The organism is Variovorax sp. GW821-FHT09D07, assembly GCF_059416345.1.
In genome coordinates this window covers 14,538-28,634 of record NZ_JBWKOY010000006.1, presented here as the reverse complement: position 1 = coordinate 28,634, position 14,097 = coordinate 14,538, and the positions used below count along the sequence as shown (strand labels likewise).

Below are 14,097 nucleotides of genomic sequence, written 5' to 3'. Positions count from 1 at the left end.
GGCCGCGCTGTGTCGGGCGCGGCCGGCGCGCAGTGTCTCACGCCACCTTGGCGCGACGACGACGCCACAGCACCCGCACCAGCCATCCCACGGGCAGCACCACCAGCAGCAGCCACGGCAGGGCAGCGGCCACGAAGGTGATGAGCGCGCCCACGCTTTCGGCCAGCACGTCGCCGGCGTTGCGCAGCGCGTGCGCCATCGGGCTGTAGCCGTCGCTGCCGCTCACCAGCGCGCGCTTGGGCGTGAACTGGACCTGGATGTGCTGCTTGCTGGTCTGCTGCGCCAGCACCTTGCGCTGGGTGGCGATGGCGTCGAGCTCGGCCTGCGTGTCCGACAGCGTGCGCTGGATCGCCAGCAGGTCGGCCATGGTGCGCTTGGTGACGGTGTCGCGCAGCATGACGCGCAGGCTGTCGCGGAACTCGGTGCGGTTCTTGATGCGGGCCTCGACGTCGATCACCTCGGAGGTCTTGTCCTCGCTGGTGGTGGTGTGCGAGACCACGTTCGCCACGCCGGCCAGGCCGCCGAGCAGCTTGTCGACGTCGGCGGGTTCCACGCGCATCTCGAGCAGGGCGTTGCCCGGCTGCTGCGGCGTCTCGCGCAGCAGCGAGGACGACAGCAGCTCGCACTTCAGCGTGCCGCACAGGTCGCGCACCTTGCCCCAGGCGTCGGCCAGCTGTTCGGCCGGCACTTCGACGTTCAGGTCCTGCCGCACGGCCAGGAAGCGCTGCAGCGCGGTCTCACTACTGCCGCCCCGCGCCTCGTCGGACTGCGACGCGGCGATCTCGGCCTGCGGCGCGCTCGCCCGCTGTGCTTTCATGGCACCGCCATAGCCCATCGGCGGCGCCGGCATGGACGAGGAGGCTGGCGCGACCGACTCGGCACTGCGCTCGCGGCCGCAGCCGGCCAGCGACAGGGCAGCCGCCAGGGCCAGCAGGACAGCGCCTGCGCGGTGGCGCACGGCGGCGCGGGGTGTCGACACGGAAAGGGTGCGGCGGCTCATCAGGACTCCTTGAAAAGAATGACTACCACCGCTGATACGGGCGAGCGCCCGGATCGGGGTTAAGCGGCAGCCGCCATTCGCAACAATTCGTCGCCCTCCGCCACCTGCTCGCCCGGCGAGAACATCAGTTCTTCCACCGTGCCGTCGGCCGGCGCGGCGATGGTGTGCTCCATCTTCATGGCTTCCATCACGGCCAGCGGCTGGCCGCGGCTGACCTTGTCGCCGGCCTTGACCGCGAAGGACACGACCTTGCCGGGCATCGGCGCCGTGAGGCGGCCGCCTTCGGCGTGGGTGTCGCCCGCGTGGGCGAGGCGGTCGATGGCCGTGAGGCGCGTGGCGCCCTTCGCCGCGAACACGTGGGCGGTGGCGCCGTCCAGGTGCACGTCGAGGGTCTGGCGCGTGCCGGCGAACTCGAGCTCGAACTCGCCCGTGGGAAAACGCCCGATGGTGAGCGGGCCTTCGACACCGCCCACGGCGAGGTGCAGGCCGCCGTCGCGGCGGTAGGTCAGCAGTGCGCTGTGCTCGGCACCACGGAACTCGAAGTCGAAGCGGCGCTTGTACTCGCCATGCGCGCGCCAGCCGTCGCGGCGCTCGAAGGGGTCGGGCAGCTGCGTCGGCCACTCGGTGACCAGCGTGCGCGTGATGGCGGCGGCCGCGGCCAGCGGCAGGCCCAGCGGCTCGCGGTCGAACAGCACGGCGCGCTCGCGCTCGATGAGCGCGGTGTCGAGGTTGGCCTTCGAGAACGACTCGGTCGCCAGGATGCCGCGCAAAAACTGCACGTTGGTCGACACGCCCACGATCTGCACCTGCGCCAGCGCGGCGTCGAGCCGGGCCAGCGCCTCGGCGCGCGTGCTGCCGTGCACGATGAGCTTGGCGATCATCGAGTCGTAGAAGGGCGAGATCTCGCCGCCTTCGCGCACGCCGTCGTCGATGCGCACGCGGCTGCGCTGGAAGGCGGTCGCCTGCGGCTTGCGGTACACGCGCAAGGTGCCGGTGGCGGGCAGGAAGTTGTTGTCGGGGTTCTCGGCGCAGATGCGCGCCTCGATGGCGTGGCCGTGGATCTGCAGCTCCGATTGCTTGGCGGGCAGCGGTTCGCCCGAGGCCACGCGCAATTGCCACTCCACCAGGTCGAGGCCGGTGATGGCTTCGGTCACCGGGTGCTCCACCTGCAGGCGCGTGTTCATCTCCATGAAGAAGAAGTTCATCTCGCCGCCTTCGCGCTGCTCGACGATGAACTCCACCGTGCCCGCGCCCACGTAGTTCACGGCACGCGCCGCGGCCACGGCCGCATCGCCCATCTGCTTGCGCATCGCCTCGGTCATGCCGGGCGCGGGCGCTTCCTCGAGCACCTTCTGGTGACGGCGCTGCACCGAGCAGTCGCGCTCGAACAGGTAGACGTAGTTGCCCTGCGTGTCGCCGAACACCTGGATCTCGATGTGGCGCGGGCGCTGCACGTACTTCTCGATCAGCACCGCGTCGTCGCCGAAGCTGTTGATGGCTTCGCGCTTGCAGGAGGCCAGTGCCGCCTCGAAGTCCGCAGCCTTGTCGACCGCACGCATGCCCTTGCCGCCACCGCCGGCGCTGGCCTTGATGAGCACCGGGTAGCCGATGCGGTCGGCCTCGCGCTGCAGCAGCGCCGGGTCCTGGTCGCTGCCGTGGTAGCCGGGCACGAGCGGCACGCCGGCCTTTTCCATCAGCTGCTTCGACTCGGCCTTCAGGCCCATGGCCTTGATCGCCGAGGGCGGCGGGCCGATGAAGGCCAGCCCGGCGTCGGCGCAGGCCTGCGCGAACTCTTCGTTCTCGCTGAGGAAGCCGTAGCCCGGGTGCACGGCTTCAGCGCCCGTGGCCTTGGCGGCCTCGAGGATCTTTTCCCAGCGCAGGTAGCTGTCCTTCGGGGCACTGCCGCCGAGGTACACCGACTCGTCGCAGGCGCGCACATGGTTGGCGTGCGCATCGGCATCGGAGTACACCGCCACGGTGCGAACGGCCATGCGACGTGCGGTTGCTGCGACACGGCAGGCGATCTCGCCACGGTTGGCGATGAGGATCTTCTTAAACATTCGGAGTGTCTCCCGGAGGATTCTTTTTCAGTTGAAAGGCGGACGTGACGCCCGGATCGGGCCGGCCACTGAAGATGCGTGCCACGCGGCTGAACAGCGCGCGCAGAAAACGCCAGCTCTTGCGGATGAGCCACACGCTGAGCACGAGCACGAAGACGAACAGCACGAGAAAGACCAGCGGATGCGCCACCGCGAGCCACAGACCGGCCGGCACCATCGAGTCTTCGACCAGCGACGCACCGACGTTCGAGAACGGCTCGGGCGAGGTGTTGATGGCCGCGCGCGTGGTGGCCTTGGCCGCATGCGCCGTGGCCGCGAAGCCGCCGCCCAGCAGCGCCGCGACGACGGCCATGGCGCCATGGTCGGCACCGAACACGCTGGCCGCGAGCGCCGCGCCGGCGGGGATGCGGATGGCGGTGTGCACCACGTCCCACAGCGAATCGAGGCCCGGGATCTTGTCGGCGAAGAACTCGACGAACACCATGAAGCCGCTGACCGCCAGCACGATCGGATGCGCGAGCATCTGCAGCCCCGCGGGCAACGGCACCCAGCCGAAGTAGCCGACCAGGCCGGTCAGCAGCACGACGAGGTACAGGCGCACGCCGCTGGCCCAGCCGATGGCGGCGGCCAGTGCGAGCAGTTGCGGCATGTCGAGTGCGTTCATGGCGGTCCTTGGTTGGCTGTCAGCCGGCGAGCCAGGACGGCTTGCGCTTCTGCAGGAAAGCCTGCACGCCCTCGCGGCCTTCGTCGCTCGCGCGGATGTCGGCGATGCCTTCAACCGTCTTGGCGATGAGCGCGCTGTCGATCTCGCGGCCGGCCACGTCGGCGATCAACTGCTTGCAGGCGCGCACGGCGGCGGGGCTGGCGCCGGTGAGGGCTTTCAGCAGCTCGTCGACCTTGGCGTCGAGCGCGTCGGCGGCCACCACCTCATGCACGAAGCCGATGCGGTGCGCCTCGGCGGCGGTGAAGCGCTCGGCCGTGAGGAAGTAGCGCTGCGAGGCGCGCGGGCCCATCGCACGCAGCACATACGGGCTGATGGTCGCGGGCACGAGGCCGATCTTCACTTCGCTGAGGCAGTACCACGCGGTGTCCACGCTCACGGCCATGTCGCACGCGGCCACGAGCCCCATGCCGCCCGCGTACACGTCGCCCTGCACGCGCGCGATGGTGGGCTTGGGGCACTCGGCGATGGTGCGCAGCATGTCGGCCAGCTTGCCCGCGTCGGCAAGGTTCTCGCCCCGCGTGTAGTCGGCCATGCGGCGCATCCAGTTGAGGTTGGCGCCCGCGCAGAAGGCAGGGCCGTTCGCGCCGAGCACGACGGCCTTGACCTGCGGCGCGGCGCCGGCTTCGAGAAAGGCCTGCGTCAGCTCGGCGATCACGACGTCGTCGAAAGCGTTGCGCGCGTCGGGCTGGTCGAGCCAGATGCGGGCGACCGCGCCGTCGAGGGCGAGGTTCAGCTTGGTGAAGGTGCTGCTCATGCGGTGCCCCTGGTCACATGCGGAAGATGCCGAACTTCGGTTCGGGGATCGGCGCGTTGCGCGATGCGGCCAGGCCCAGCGCGAGCACGCGGCGCGTGTCGGCCGGGTCGATGATGCCGTCGTCCCACAGGCGCGCGGTGGCGTAGTAGGGGTGGCCCTGGTCTTCGTACTGCTGGCGGATCGGGGCCTTGAAGGCTTCTTCTTCGTCGGCGCTCCAGCTGCCGCCCTTCAGTTCGATGCCGTCGCGCTTCACGGTGGCCAGCACGCTCGCGGCCTGCTCGCCGCCCATGACGCTGATGCGCGCGTTGGGCCACATCCAGAGGAAGCGCGGGCTGTACGCGCGGCCGCACATGCCGTAGTTGCCGGCGCCGAAGCTGCCGCCGATGATGATCGTGAACTTGGGCACGTTGGCGGTGGCCACGGCCGTCACCATCTTGGCGCCGTGGCGCGCAATGCCTTCGTTCTCGTACTTGCGGCCCACCATGAAGCCGGTGATGTTCTGCAGGAACACCAGCGGGATCTTGCGCTGGCAGCACAGCTCGATGAAGTGCGCGCCCTTCTGCGCCGACTCGCTGAACAAAATGCCGTTGTTGGCGATGATGCCGACCGGCATGCCTTCGATCTCGGCAAAGCCGCACACCAGCGTGGCGCCGAAGCGGGCCTTGAACTCGTGGAACTCGCTGCCGTCGACGATGCGCGCAATGATCTCGCGCACGTCGAAGGGCTTGCGCGTGTCGGTGGGGATCACGCCGTACAGCTCTTCGCGCGGGAAGTCGGGCGCGCGCACCGTGGTGCCTTGCGGCGTGTCGGCGGCCTTCGCGTTGAGGTTGGCCACCGCCGAGCGTGCCAGCGCCAGTGCGTGCAGGTCGTTCTGCGCCAGGTGATCGACCACGCCCGACAGGCGCGTGTGCACGTCTCCGCCACCCAGGTCTTCGGCCGACACGACCTCGCCGGTGGCCGCCTTCACGAGCGGCGGGCCGCCCAGGAAGATGGTGCCCTGGTTCTTCACGATGATCGATTCGTCGCTCATCGCCGGCACGTACGCACCGCCGGCCGTGCACGAGCCCATGACCACCGCGATCTGCGGAATGCCCTGGGCGCTCATGTTGGCCTGGTTGTAGAAGATGCGGCCGAAGTGATCGCGGTCGGGGAACACCTCGTCCTGGTTCGGCAGGTTGGCGCCGCCCGAGTCCACGAGGTAGATGCAGGGCAAGCGGTTCTGCTCGGCGATCTCCTGCGCACGCAGGTGCTTCTTGACGGTCAGCGGGTAGTAGGTGCCGCCCTTCACGGTCGCGTCGTTGCACACGATCATGCAGTCGACACCGTTCACGCGGCCGATGCCGGTGATGATGCCGGCGCCCGGCGCCGACTCGGCCCCCTTGCCGTCGAGGTACATCGCATGCGCGGCCAGCGGCGCGATTTCGAGGAAGGGCGTGCCCGGATCGAGCAGCTCGGCCACGCGGTCGCGCGGCAGCAGCTTGCCGCGCGCCGTGTGCTTGGCGCGCGCGGCCTCGCCGCCGCCCTGCTCCACTTTCGCGAACTGCTGCTGCAGGTCGTCGACCAGCGCGCGCATGGCGGCCGCATTGGCCTGGAAGTCGGCCGAACGCGCATTCAGTTTGGTTTCGAGTTTGCTCATGCTGTCTTTTCTTGGCTGAGACCGAGCTGCTCGGTCATGGCATCGCGGATCTTGAATTTCTGGATCTTGCCGGTCACCGTCATCGGGAACTCGGAGACGAACTGGATGTACTTGGGCACCTTGTAGTGCGCGATCTGGCCCTTGCAGAAGTCGCGGATCTCGGCGTCGGTGGCGCTCTGGCCGGGCTTGACGATGATCCAGGCGCACAGCTCTTCGCCGTATTTCTTGTCGGGCAGGCCGACCACCTGCACGTCCTGCACCTTCGGGTGGCGGTACAGGAATTCTTCGATCTCGCGCGGGTAGATGTTCTCGCCGCCGCGGATCACGAGGTCCTTGATGCGCCCGACGATGTTCACGTAGCCCTCGGCGTCCATGGTGGCGAGGTCGCCGGTGTGCATCCAGCGCTCGGCGTCGATGGCCTCGCGCGTCTTGGGCTCGTCTTCCCAGTAGCCGTGCATCACCGAGTAGCCGCGCGTGCACAGCTCGCCCGACTGGCCCGGCGGCATGATCGCGCCGGTCTCGGGGTCGATGATCTTCACCTCGAGGTGCGGCTGCACGGTGCCTACCGTGGACACGCGGCGGTCCAGCGGCGTGTCGGTGCTGCTCTGGCAGCTCACGGGGCTGGTCTCGGTCATGCCGTAGGCGATGGTGATCTCGCCCAGGTGCATCTCGTTGACCACGCGCTTCATCACTTCGATGGGGCACGGCGAGCCGGCCATGATGCCGGTGCGCAAGGTCGACAGATCGAACTCCTTGAAGCGCGGATGGTCCAGCTCGGCGATGAACATCGTGGGCACGCCGTGCAGGCCCGTGCACTTCTCTGCCTGCACCGTCTCGAGCACCGTGAGCGGATCGAAGCCGTCGTTCGGGTACACGATGGCCGAGCCGTGCGTGAGGCAGGCCAGGTTGCCCAGCACCATGCCGAAGCAGTGGTACAGCGGCACCGGAATGCACAGGCGGTCGGCCGGCGTGAGCTTCATGCACTCGCCGATGAAGAAGCCGTTGTTCAGGATGTTGCGGTGCGTGAGCGTCGCGCCCTTGGGAAAGCCCGTGGTGCCGCTGGTGAACTGGATGTTGATCGGGTCGGTGGCCTTCAGCGTCTTCTGCGTGGCGGCCACGCGCGCATCGGCCGCATCGCCGCCGGCCAGCAGTTCGCTGAAGCGGCGCATGCCGGTCTGCTCGTCGCCCTGGCCGGGCTTGTCGATCCAGAAGGTGTGCTGCAGCAGCGGCAGCTTGGCCGAGCCCAGCTCGCGCAGCATGCCCAGGTAGTCGCTGGTCTTGAACTGCGCCATCGTCACCAGCGCCTTGCAGCCGACCTTGTTGAGTGCGTACTCGAGCTCCGAGGTGCGGTAGGCGGGGTTGATGTTGACGAGGATCAGGCCGACCTTGGCGGTGGCGATCTGCATCAGCACCCAGGGCACGTTGTTGTGCGACCAGATGCCCACGCGGTCGCCGGGCACAAGCCCCAGGCTCAGCAGCGCGCTGGCCAGCTTGTTCGACGCGGTCTGCAGTTCGCGGTAGGTGAAGCGCTGGCCTTCGTGGCGGCTGACGAGGGCTTCGCGTTCCGGCTGCTTCTCGACCATGTCGTCGAAGAAGTCGCCGATGGCTTGCTCGATGAGGGGGACGTCCGTGGCGCCTTGGGCCAGGCTCTGCGTCAGTGGCATCGTCTTGTCTCCTTGTCTGGCGCCCTCTCCCTGCGGGGAGAGGGTGGGGTGAGGGTGTGCGGCGCGGCTTATGCCGTTTCGGAGAACAGCTCACGGCCGATCAACATGCGGCGCACTTCGCTCGTGCCCGCACCGATCTCGTACAGCTTGGCATCGCGCCACAGCCGCTCGACCGGGAAGTCCTTGGTGTAGCCCACGCCGCCCAGCGTCTGGATCGCCTCGCCGGCCATCCAGGTCGCCTTCTCGGCCGAGTACAGGATGGCGCCGGCCGCGTCCTTGCGGAAGGTGCGCGCATGGTCGTTGCGGTCGCAGGCCTTGCCCACGGCGTACACGTAGGCGCGGGTGGCCTGCCAGGTCGAGTACATGTCGGCGATCTTGCCCTGCATCAGCTGGAACTCGCCGATGCTCTGGCCGAACTGCTGGCGCTCGTGGATGTAGGGGATCACGGCGTCCATGCAGGCGGCCATGATGCCCAGCGGGCCGCCCGAGAGCACGGCGCGCTCGTAGTCCAGGCCGCTCATCAGCACCTTGGCGCCCATGCCTTCGCCGCCGAGCACGTTCTCTTCGGGCACTTCGCAGTTGTCGAAGAACAGCGGGAAGGTGTTGGAGCCGCGCATGCCGAGCTTGTCGAGCTTGGTGCCGGCCGAGAAGCCCTTGAAGTTCTTTTCGACGATGAAGGCGGTCATGCCGCGCGCGCCCATCTCGGGTTCGGTCTTGGCGTAGATGACCAGCGTGTCGGCGTCGCCGCCGTTGGTGATCCACATCTTGCCGCCGTTGAGCACGTAGTAGCCGTCCTTCTTGTCGGCCTTGAGCTTCATGCTCACCACGTCGGAGCCGGCGTTGGGCTCGCTCATGGCCAGCGCGCCCACGTGCTCGCCGCTCACCAGCTTGGGCAGGTATTTCTTCTTCTGCGCTTCGCTGCCGTTGCGGTGGATCTGGTTCACGCACAGGTTGGAGTGCGCGCCGTACGACAGGCCCACCGAGGCCGAGGCGCGCGAGACTTCTTCCATGGCCACGATGTGGGCCAGGTAACCCAGCTCGGTGCCGCCGAATTCTTCCTTCACCGTCATGCCGTGCAGGCCCAGCTCGCCGAGCTTTTGCCACAGGTCGTGCGGGAACAGGTTGTCGCGGTCGATCTCGGCAGCGCGGGGCGCGATTTCGTTGGCGGCGAAGTCCTGGATCGCGCTGCGCAGCGCGTCGATGTCGTCGCCCAGGTCGAAGTTGAGGCCGAAATCGTGCATGAGTCTTGTCTCCTCTGAAGGGGTCGGCGCGCAGGGCTGCCCGCGCGGATGGCGCTTGAAAAAACGCAGCTTACGCCTCGTGGCGCCGCAATTGGCGCCACAATGGTTGCAAATTGCGCCACGACCGATGCCCTCCACCACGTCGTCCCCCGCCTTCCTGCGACCCGCCCGCGCCGTCACGCCGATGGCCTTCGTGCGAGCCATCGTGCAAGGGTATGCCCGCTACGGCAAGGACCCCGCGCAGGCCCTGCAGGCGGCACAGATCGCGCCGCGCGAACTGGCCCGCCCGGGCGCGCGGGTGACGGCCGCGCAGTTCGAGGCGCTGTCGGGCCACGCGATGCAGGAGCTGGACGACGAGGCGCTGGGCTGGTTCTCGCGCCGCCTGCCCTGGGGCAGCTACGGCATGCTGTGCCGCGCCTCGCTCACCTCGCCCGACCTGGGCGTGGCCATGAAACGCTGGTGCCGCCACCACCGCCTGCTGACCGAAGACATCACGCTCGCGCTGGAGGTGACCGGCGGCGTGGCCACGCTGCGCATCACCGAGAACCGCCCGCTCGACCCCGCGTTCCGCGAGTTCTGCCTGGTGACCAGCCTGCGCTTCATGCACGGCTACGTGTGCTGGGCCATCGACTCACGCATCTCGCTGCGCCAGGCCACCTTTCCGTTCGCGGCACCGCCGCACCGCGACGCCTACCCGCTGATGTTCACGCCCGACGTGCACTTCGACGCGCCGCAGGCCAGCATCAGCTTCGACGAACGCTACCTCGCGCTGCCGCTGCTGCGCGACGAGCGCGCGCTGCGCACCATGCTCAAGCGCGCCCTGCCGCTCACAGTGCTGCAGTACCGCCGCGACCGCCTGCTGGGCCAGCGCGTGCGCGAACTGCTGCGCGCGCGCGCGGGCGAGGCGACCACGGCCGAGGCGCTGGCGGGGCTGTTGAACGTGTCGGGGCGCACCTTGCACCGGCAGCTGCACGAAGAAGGCACCTCGCTGCAGGTGCTGAAGAACGAAGTGCGGCACGAGCTGGCGGTGGAGCAGCTGCGCCGGACGACGCGGCCGATCAAGCAGGTGGCGCTGGCAGTGGGCTTTCGCAACGAGAAGAGCTTCTCGCGTGCGTTCCTGCAGTGGACGGGGCACGCGCCTCGGGATTTCCGGCAGCTGGGGTTGTAGCAACCCCGTTCAGGTCGCGCGCCCTGAACGCCGGAACTCAGGCTGGCGAATCGATCAGCGCCAGCGCATCGGCGATCGACTGGCTGTCTTCCGGTCGCACCAGCTTCGCGACCTGTTGCCCGTCACGCATGAACACCAGCGTGGGCCACAGCCGCACGTTGAACGAACGCCCCAGTGGTCGGCCGCTGCCGTCTTCCACCTTGATGCGGCGCACGTTCGGGTACCTGGCAAAGGCGTCGGCAATGTTCGGCTGCGCGGCCTTGCAGATGCCGCACCAGTTGGTGCCGAACTCCACCACGGCCGGGCCCTGGAGCGCGTCGATCTCGCTGCGGTCGGGTTGCTCGGTCTGGTATTCGGAGGTCATGGGCGAAGTCCTTGCGAAACGTGAGAAAGCGTGAAGAGGAACGCGTGTGCGCGGCGGAGGCGCGACACGCTGACGGGCGTCATTGCACCAGAAACTCAGGCCGCCTGCAGGCCGTAGCCGGCCAGCAATGCGGGCAGCCCGGTCATGTCGCTGAACACGGCCACGGCGCCTGCGGCGCGCAGTGCGCCCGGTCCGCTGTGGCCCGACTCGCCCGTGCTGTAGCCGAACACCGTGGCGCCCGCGGCCACGCCGGCCATCGCGCCGGTGACCGTGTCTTCGACCACCGCGCAGCGCTTCGGATCGACACCGAGCGCTTCCGCCGCGGCCAGGTACACGTCGGGATGCGGCTTGGAGCGCGGCATCTCGTGGCCGCTGAAGATGCGGCCCTCGAAGCAGTCGAGCAAACCGACCTTGGCCAACTGCAGCTCGACCTTGTGGCGGTCGGCGCCCGACGCGCAGGCAATGCGGCCCTTGAGCCGCGCGTGGATCTCGCGGATGGCGGCGGGCGCATGGGGAATGGCGACGAGGTCGCGGTCGAGCGCCTCGTTGCGGCGGGCGCGAAAGCCGCGCAGCCAGTCGTCGGTGATCTTGAAGCCTGTCTTGGCCTCGATGAGCGCCGTCTCGTCTTTCACGGCCTTGCCGGTGAAGATGTTCATCGATTCCTCGGCCGTGAGCTGCCAGCCGAGTTCGCCGAGCATGTCGGCAAGCACGCGGTTGGTGATGGGTTCGGAATCGACGAGCACGCCGTCGCAATCGAAGAGAACGGCGGAAAAGGGGAAAGGGGTCATTGCGAGGCTGGAGTTCAGGGGTCTGGCCCCATGGTAGCAACGCCCCCTTTCCGCACGGGGAGACTCAGGCTATCGGGTCATTCACCGCCTCAGGCGACGGGGCGGATGGGGATGTAGATCTCGCCGCCGCCGGCCATGAATTCTTTCGACTTCTCTTCCATGCCCTCGGCCATGGCCTCGCGCTCCGCCACGCCCTTCTTGGCGGCGTACTCGCGCACTTCCTGCGTGATCTTCATCGAGCAGAACTTGGGGCCGCACATCGAGCAGAAATGCGCCACCTTGCTCGAATCCTTGGGCAGCGTCTCGTCGTGGAATTCGCGCGCCGTGTCGGGGTCCAGGCCCAGGTTGAACTGGTCTTGCCAGCGGAACTCGAAGCGCGCCTTGCTCAGCGCGTCGTCGCGCGAGCGTGCGCCCGGGTGGCCCTTGGCCACGTCGGCCGCGTGCGCGGCGATCTTGTAAGCAATGATCCCCTGCTTCACGTCGTCGCGGTCGGGCAGGCCCAGGTGCTCCTTGGGCGTCACGTAGCAGAGCATCGCCGTGCCGGCCCAGCCGATCATGGCGGCGCCGATGGCGCTGGAGATGTGGTCGTAGCCCGGCGCGATGTCGATGGTCAGCGGGCCGAGCGTGTAGAACGGCGCTTCGTGGCAGTGCTTGATCTGCTCGTCCATGTTCGCCTGGATCATGTGCATCGGCACGTGGCCCGGGCCTTCGATCATGGTCTGCACGTCGTGCTTCCAGGCGATCTGCGTGAGCTCGCCCAGCGTGCGCAGCTCGGCGAACTGCGCCTCGTCGTTCGCATCCGCACCGCTGCCGGGACGCAGGCCGTCGCCGAGCGAGAAGCTCACGTCGTAGGCCTTCATGATGTCGCAGATGTCCTCGAAGTGCGTGTAGAGGAAGCTCTCCTTGTGGTGCGCGATGCACCACTTGGCCATGATCGAGCCGCCGCGCGACACGATGCCCGTCATGCGGTCGGCCGTGAGGTGGATGAACGGCAGGCGCAGGCCCGCGTGGATGGTGAAGTAGTCCACGCCCTGCTCCGCCTGCTCGATGAGCGTGTCGCGGTAGATTTCCCAGGTCAGGTCTTCGGCCACGCCGCCCACCTTTTCGAGCGCCTGGTAGATCGGCACCGTGCCGATGGGCACCGGCGAGTTGCGCACGATCCAGTCGCGCGTGGTGTGGATGTTCTTGCCGGTCGACAGGTCCATGACGTTGTCGGCGCCCCAGCGGATGGCCCACACCAGCTTCTCGACCTCTTCCTCGATGCTCGAGGTGACGGCCGAGTTGCCGATGTTGGCGTTGATCTTCACCTTGAAGTTGCGCCCGATGGCCATCGGCTCGACTTCAGGATGGTTGATGTTCGCCGGAATGATCGCGCGGCCACGGGCCACTTCGTCGCGCACGAACTCGGGCGTGATGATGCGCGGAATGCTCGCTCCCATCGGGTTGCCCGCCACGCGCTTGGCGCGCTCCTCGTTGGCCAGGTACTCGGCCATCCACTCGCGCTTGCCGTTCTCGCGCAGGGCCACGTATTCCATCTCGGGCGTGACGATGCCGCGGCGCGCGTAGTGCATCTGGGTGACGTTGGCGCCCGACTTGGCGCGGCGCGGCGTGCGCTGCAGCGCCGAGGCACCGGCGCGCAGCTCGGCCAGGCGCTGCGCGTCGCGGTCTTCGTTCTTGGCGCCGTCGTCCAGCGCGTGGTGCGTGCGGCCTTCGTAGCTTTCGGTGTCGCCGCGCTCGATGACCCAGGCGCTGCGCACGTCGGGCAGGCCGCGGCGCACGTCGATCTCGACCTTCGGGTCGGTGTAAGGGCCCGAGGTGTCGTACAGGGAGACGGTTTCGCCGTTGGTCAGCGCCACGTCGCGCACAGGCACGAACAGGTCGGGCCGGCTGCCCGGAATGACGCACTTGTGCGAGGCGGGAAAGGGTTCGCGCGTCAGCGACAGCAGCGAGGTGAATTTATCGGGGGCATTCATCGGAGGCACTCCTTGTTGAGGGAAAGGGTGCTCCGCAATCGCTCAGTGGACCTCGGGAGGCCCGCCACCAGAAAAGGGAGTGACGGACCGAAGTCAGGGAGTGCAGCTCTTCTTACGCCGGTATGACCCGGATCAAGTTCGCGGGTCGGCAGCTTTGCCATCTCAGCACACCACATGCGTGCACCCCGGAGCGGGGCCGATTGTGCGGGCCGAAGCCCGCCGCCGTCAACCCGGGGGCTGGTGCAGGTCGCCGTCGACGTAGAACCAGCGCTCGTTCTCGCGCACGAAGCGGCTGCGCTCGTGCAGGCGGAACGCCACGCCCGTCGCGCCGCGCTGGCGGGCGACGAACTCGACCTCGGCGTGGTCGGCATCGAGCACCGAGCGCGAGCGGATGTCCAGCCCCAGCCATTTGACGCCCGGCTCGAACTCGACCGAAGCCGGTCGCTTCGATGCGTGCCAGGTGGCGAGCAGGTAGTCGGCGCGGGCCAGTACGAAGGCCGAGTAGCGCGAACGCATCAGCGATTCGGCGTCGGGCGCCGGCGTGTTCTCGAAATCGTCGAGGTAGCGCCCACAGCACAGGGCGTAGCCGATGGGCTTGTCGCGACGGTCGGTGCGGCCGCAGGGGCAGGGGCCGGGAGTGGGGTCGGTGGCGCTCATGAAGGGCTCTATTGGAACACTTGGCGCGGCGGGGGTTGAAGGTGGGGTGTGGGAGGCTTCGGGGCATG

At 68.2% G+C, this 14,097-nt stretch carries 12 protein-coding genes and 1 riboswitch; of the genes, 1 reads left to right on the top strand and 11 read right to left on the bottom strand.

What is annotated here, in order from left to right:
• Window positions 1-37: 37 nt before the first annotated feature.
• From AC07OX_RS21375 to AC07OX_RS21345, 7 genes are all read right to left on the bottom strand, one after another.
• Window positions 38-1,000, bottom strand: a complete 963-nt coding sequence (locus tag AC07OX_RS21375) for a DUF4349 domain-containing protein (RefSeq protein ID WP_495263182.1) — start codon at window positions 998-1,000, stop codon at window positions 38-40.
• 59 nt (window positions 1,001-1,059) lie between these two features.
• A complete protein-coding gene (locus tag AC07OX_RS21370) occupies window positions 1,060-3,060 on the bottom strand; it encodes an acetyl/propionyl/methylcrotonyl-CoA carboxylase subunit alpha (RefSeq protein WP_495263183.1) in 2,001 nt (666 codons plus the stop codon).
• Entirely contained in the window at window positions 3,053-3,724 is a 672-nt protein-coding gene (locus AC07OX_RS21365; RefSeq protein ID WP_095947914.1) for a DUF4126 domain-containing protein, read from the bottom strand. The genes AC07OX_RS21370 and AC07OX_RS21365 overlap by 8 nt, the downstream gene beginning before the upstream one ends.
• A 19-nt stretch (window positions 3,725-3,743) precedes the next feature.
• Complete coding sequence (locus tag AC07OX_RS21360) at window positions 3,744-4,538, bottom strand: enoyl-CoA hydratase/isomerase family protein (RefSeq protein WP_495263184.1); 795 nt, start codon at window positions 4,536-4,538, stop codon at window positions 3,744-3,746.
• A 13-nt stretch (window positions 4,539-4,551) separates the two neighbouring features.
• On the bottom strand, window positions 4,552-6,174 hold the full coding sequence (locus tag AC07OX_RS21355; RefSeq protein ID WP_495263185.1) for a carboxyl transferase domain-containing protein: 1,623 nt from the start codon (window positions 6,172-6,174) through the stop codon (window positions 4,552-4,554).
• Window positions 6,171-7,838: an AMP-binding protein gene (locus AC07OX_RS21350; RefSeq protein WP_495263186.1), complete on the bottom strand. Its 1,668-nt coding sequence runs from the start codon at window positions 7,836-7,838 to the stop codon at window positions 6,171-6,173. The genes AC07OX_RS21355 and AC07OX_RS21350 overlap by 4 nt, the downstream gene beginning before the upstream one ends.
• A gap of 68 nt (window positions 7,839-7,906) precedes the next feature.
• A complete protein-coding gene (locus AC07OX_RS21345) occupies window positions 7,907-9,079 on the bottom strand; it encodes an isovaleryl-CoA dehydrogenase (protein WP_062478706.1) in 1,173 nt (390 codons plus the stop codon).
• Between the two features lie 127 nt (window positions 9,080-9,206).
• On the opposite strand from AC07OX_RS21345, the gene AC07OX_RS21340 reads away from it, so the two are divergent.
• Window positions 9,207-10,247, top strand: a complete 1,041-nt coding sequence (locus AC07OX_RS21340) for an AraC family transcriptional regulator (protein ID WP_095746925.1) — start codon at window positions 9,207-9,209, stop codon at window positions 10,245-10,247.
• Between the two features lie 37 nt (window positions 10,248-10,284).
• On the opposite strand, the gene AC07OX_RS21335 is transcribed toward AC07OX_RS21340, so the two are convergent.
• The 4 genes from AC07OX_RS21335 to AC07OX_RS21320 all read right to left on the bottom strand — a co-directional run bounded on the left by AC07OX_RS21335 (window position 10,285) and on the right by AC07OX_RS21320 (window position 14,029).
• Window positions 10,285-10,611, bottom strand: coding sequence for a thioredoxin family protein (locus AC07OX_RS21335; RefSeq protein ID WP_495263187.1), 327 nt, complete (start codon window positions 10,609-10,611; stop codon window positions 10,285-10,287).
• Between the two features lie 95 nt (window positions 10,612-10,706).
• On the bottom strand, window positions 10,707-11,399 hold the full coding sequence (locus tag AC07OX_RS21330; protein ID WP_062478714.1) for an HAD family hydrolase: 693 nt from the start codon (window positions 11,397-11,399) through the stop codon (window positions 10,707-10,709).
• 89 nt (window positions 11,400-11,488) lie between these two features.
• Window positions 11,489-13,372, bottom strand: a complete 1,884-nt coding sequence (gene thiC, locus AC07OX_RS21325) for a phosphomethylpyrimidine synthase ThiC (protein ID WP_390348360.1) — start codon at window positions 13,370-13,372, stop codon at window positions 11,489-11,491.
• A 92-nt stretch (window positions 13,373-13,464) separates the two neighbouring features.
• Window positions 13,465-13,570, bottom strand: a riboswitch (TPP riboswitch).
• Window positions 13,571-13,597: 27 nt separating this feature from the next.
• Window positions 13,598-14,029 (bottom strand): YchJ family protein, encoded by a 432-nt coding sequence (locus AC07OX_RS21320; RefSeq protein ID WP_492679834.1) that lies wholly within the window; start codon window positions 14,027-14,029, stop codon window positions 13,598-13,600.
• Window positions 14,030-14,097 lie beyond the last annotated feature (68 nt).

Coding starts and splice junctions, on each gene's coding strand:
- AC07OX_RS21375 (WP_495263182.1), bottom strand. CDS start 1,000: ATGAGCCGCCGCACCCTTTCCGTGTCGACACCCCGCGCCGCCGTGCGC.
- AC07OX_RS21370 (WP_495263183.1), bottom strand. CDS start 3,060: ATGTTTAAGAAGATCCTCATCGCCAACCGTGGCGAGATCGCCTGCCGT.
- AC07OX_RS21365 (WP_095947914.1), bottom strand. CDS start 3,724: ATGAACGCACTCGACATGCCGCAACTGCTCGCACTGGCCGCCGCCATC.
- AC07OX_RS21360 (WP_495263184.1), bottom strand. CDS start 4,538: ATGAGCAGCACCTTCACCAAGCTGAACCTCGCCCTCGACGGCGCGGTC.
- AC07OX_RS21355 (WP_495263185.1), bottom strand. CDS start 6,174: ATGAGCAAACTCGAAACCAAACTGAATGCGCGTTCGGCCGACTTCCAG.
- AC07OX_RS21350 (WP_495263186.1), bottom strand. CDS start 7,838: ATGCCACTGACGCAGAGCCTGGCCCAAGGCGCCACGGACGTCCCCCTC.
- AC07OX_RS21345 (WP_062478706.1), bottom strand. CDS start 9,079: ATGCACGATTTCGGCCTCAACTTCGACCTGGGCGACGACATCGACGCG.
- AC07OX_RS21340 (WP_095746925.1), top strand. CDS start 9,207: ATGCCCTCCACCACGTCGTCCCCCGCCTTCCTGCGACCCGCCCGCGCC.
- AC07OX_RS21335 (WP_495263187.1), bottom strand. CDS start 10,611: ATGACCTCCGAATACCAGACCGAGCAACCCGACCGCAGCGAGATCGAC.
- AC07OX_RS21330 (WP_062478714.1), bottom strand. CDS start 11,399: ATGACCCCTTTCCCCTTTTCCGCCGTTCTCTTCGATTGCGACGGCGTG.
- thiC (WP_390348360.1), bottom strand. CDS start 13,372: ATGAATGCCCCCGATAAATTCACCTCGCTGCTGTCGCTGACGCGCGAA.
- AC07OX_RS21320 (WP_492679834.1), bottom strand. CDS start 14,029: ATGAGCGCCACCGACCCCACTCCCGGCCCCTGCCCCTGCGGCCGCACC.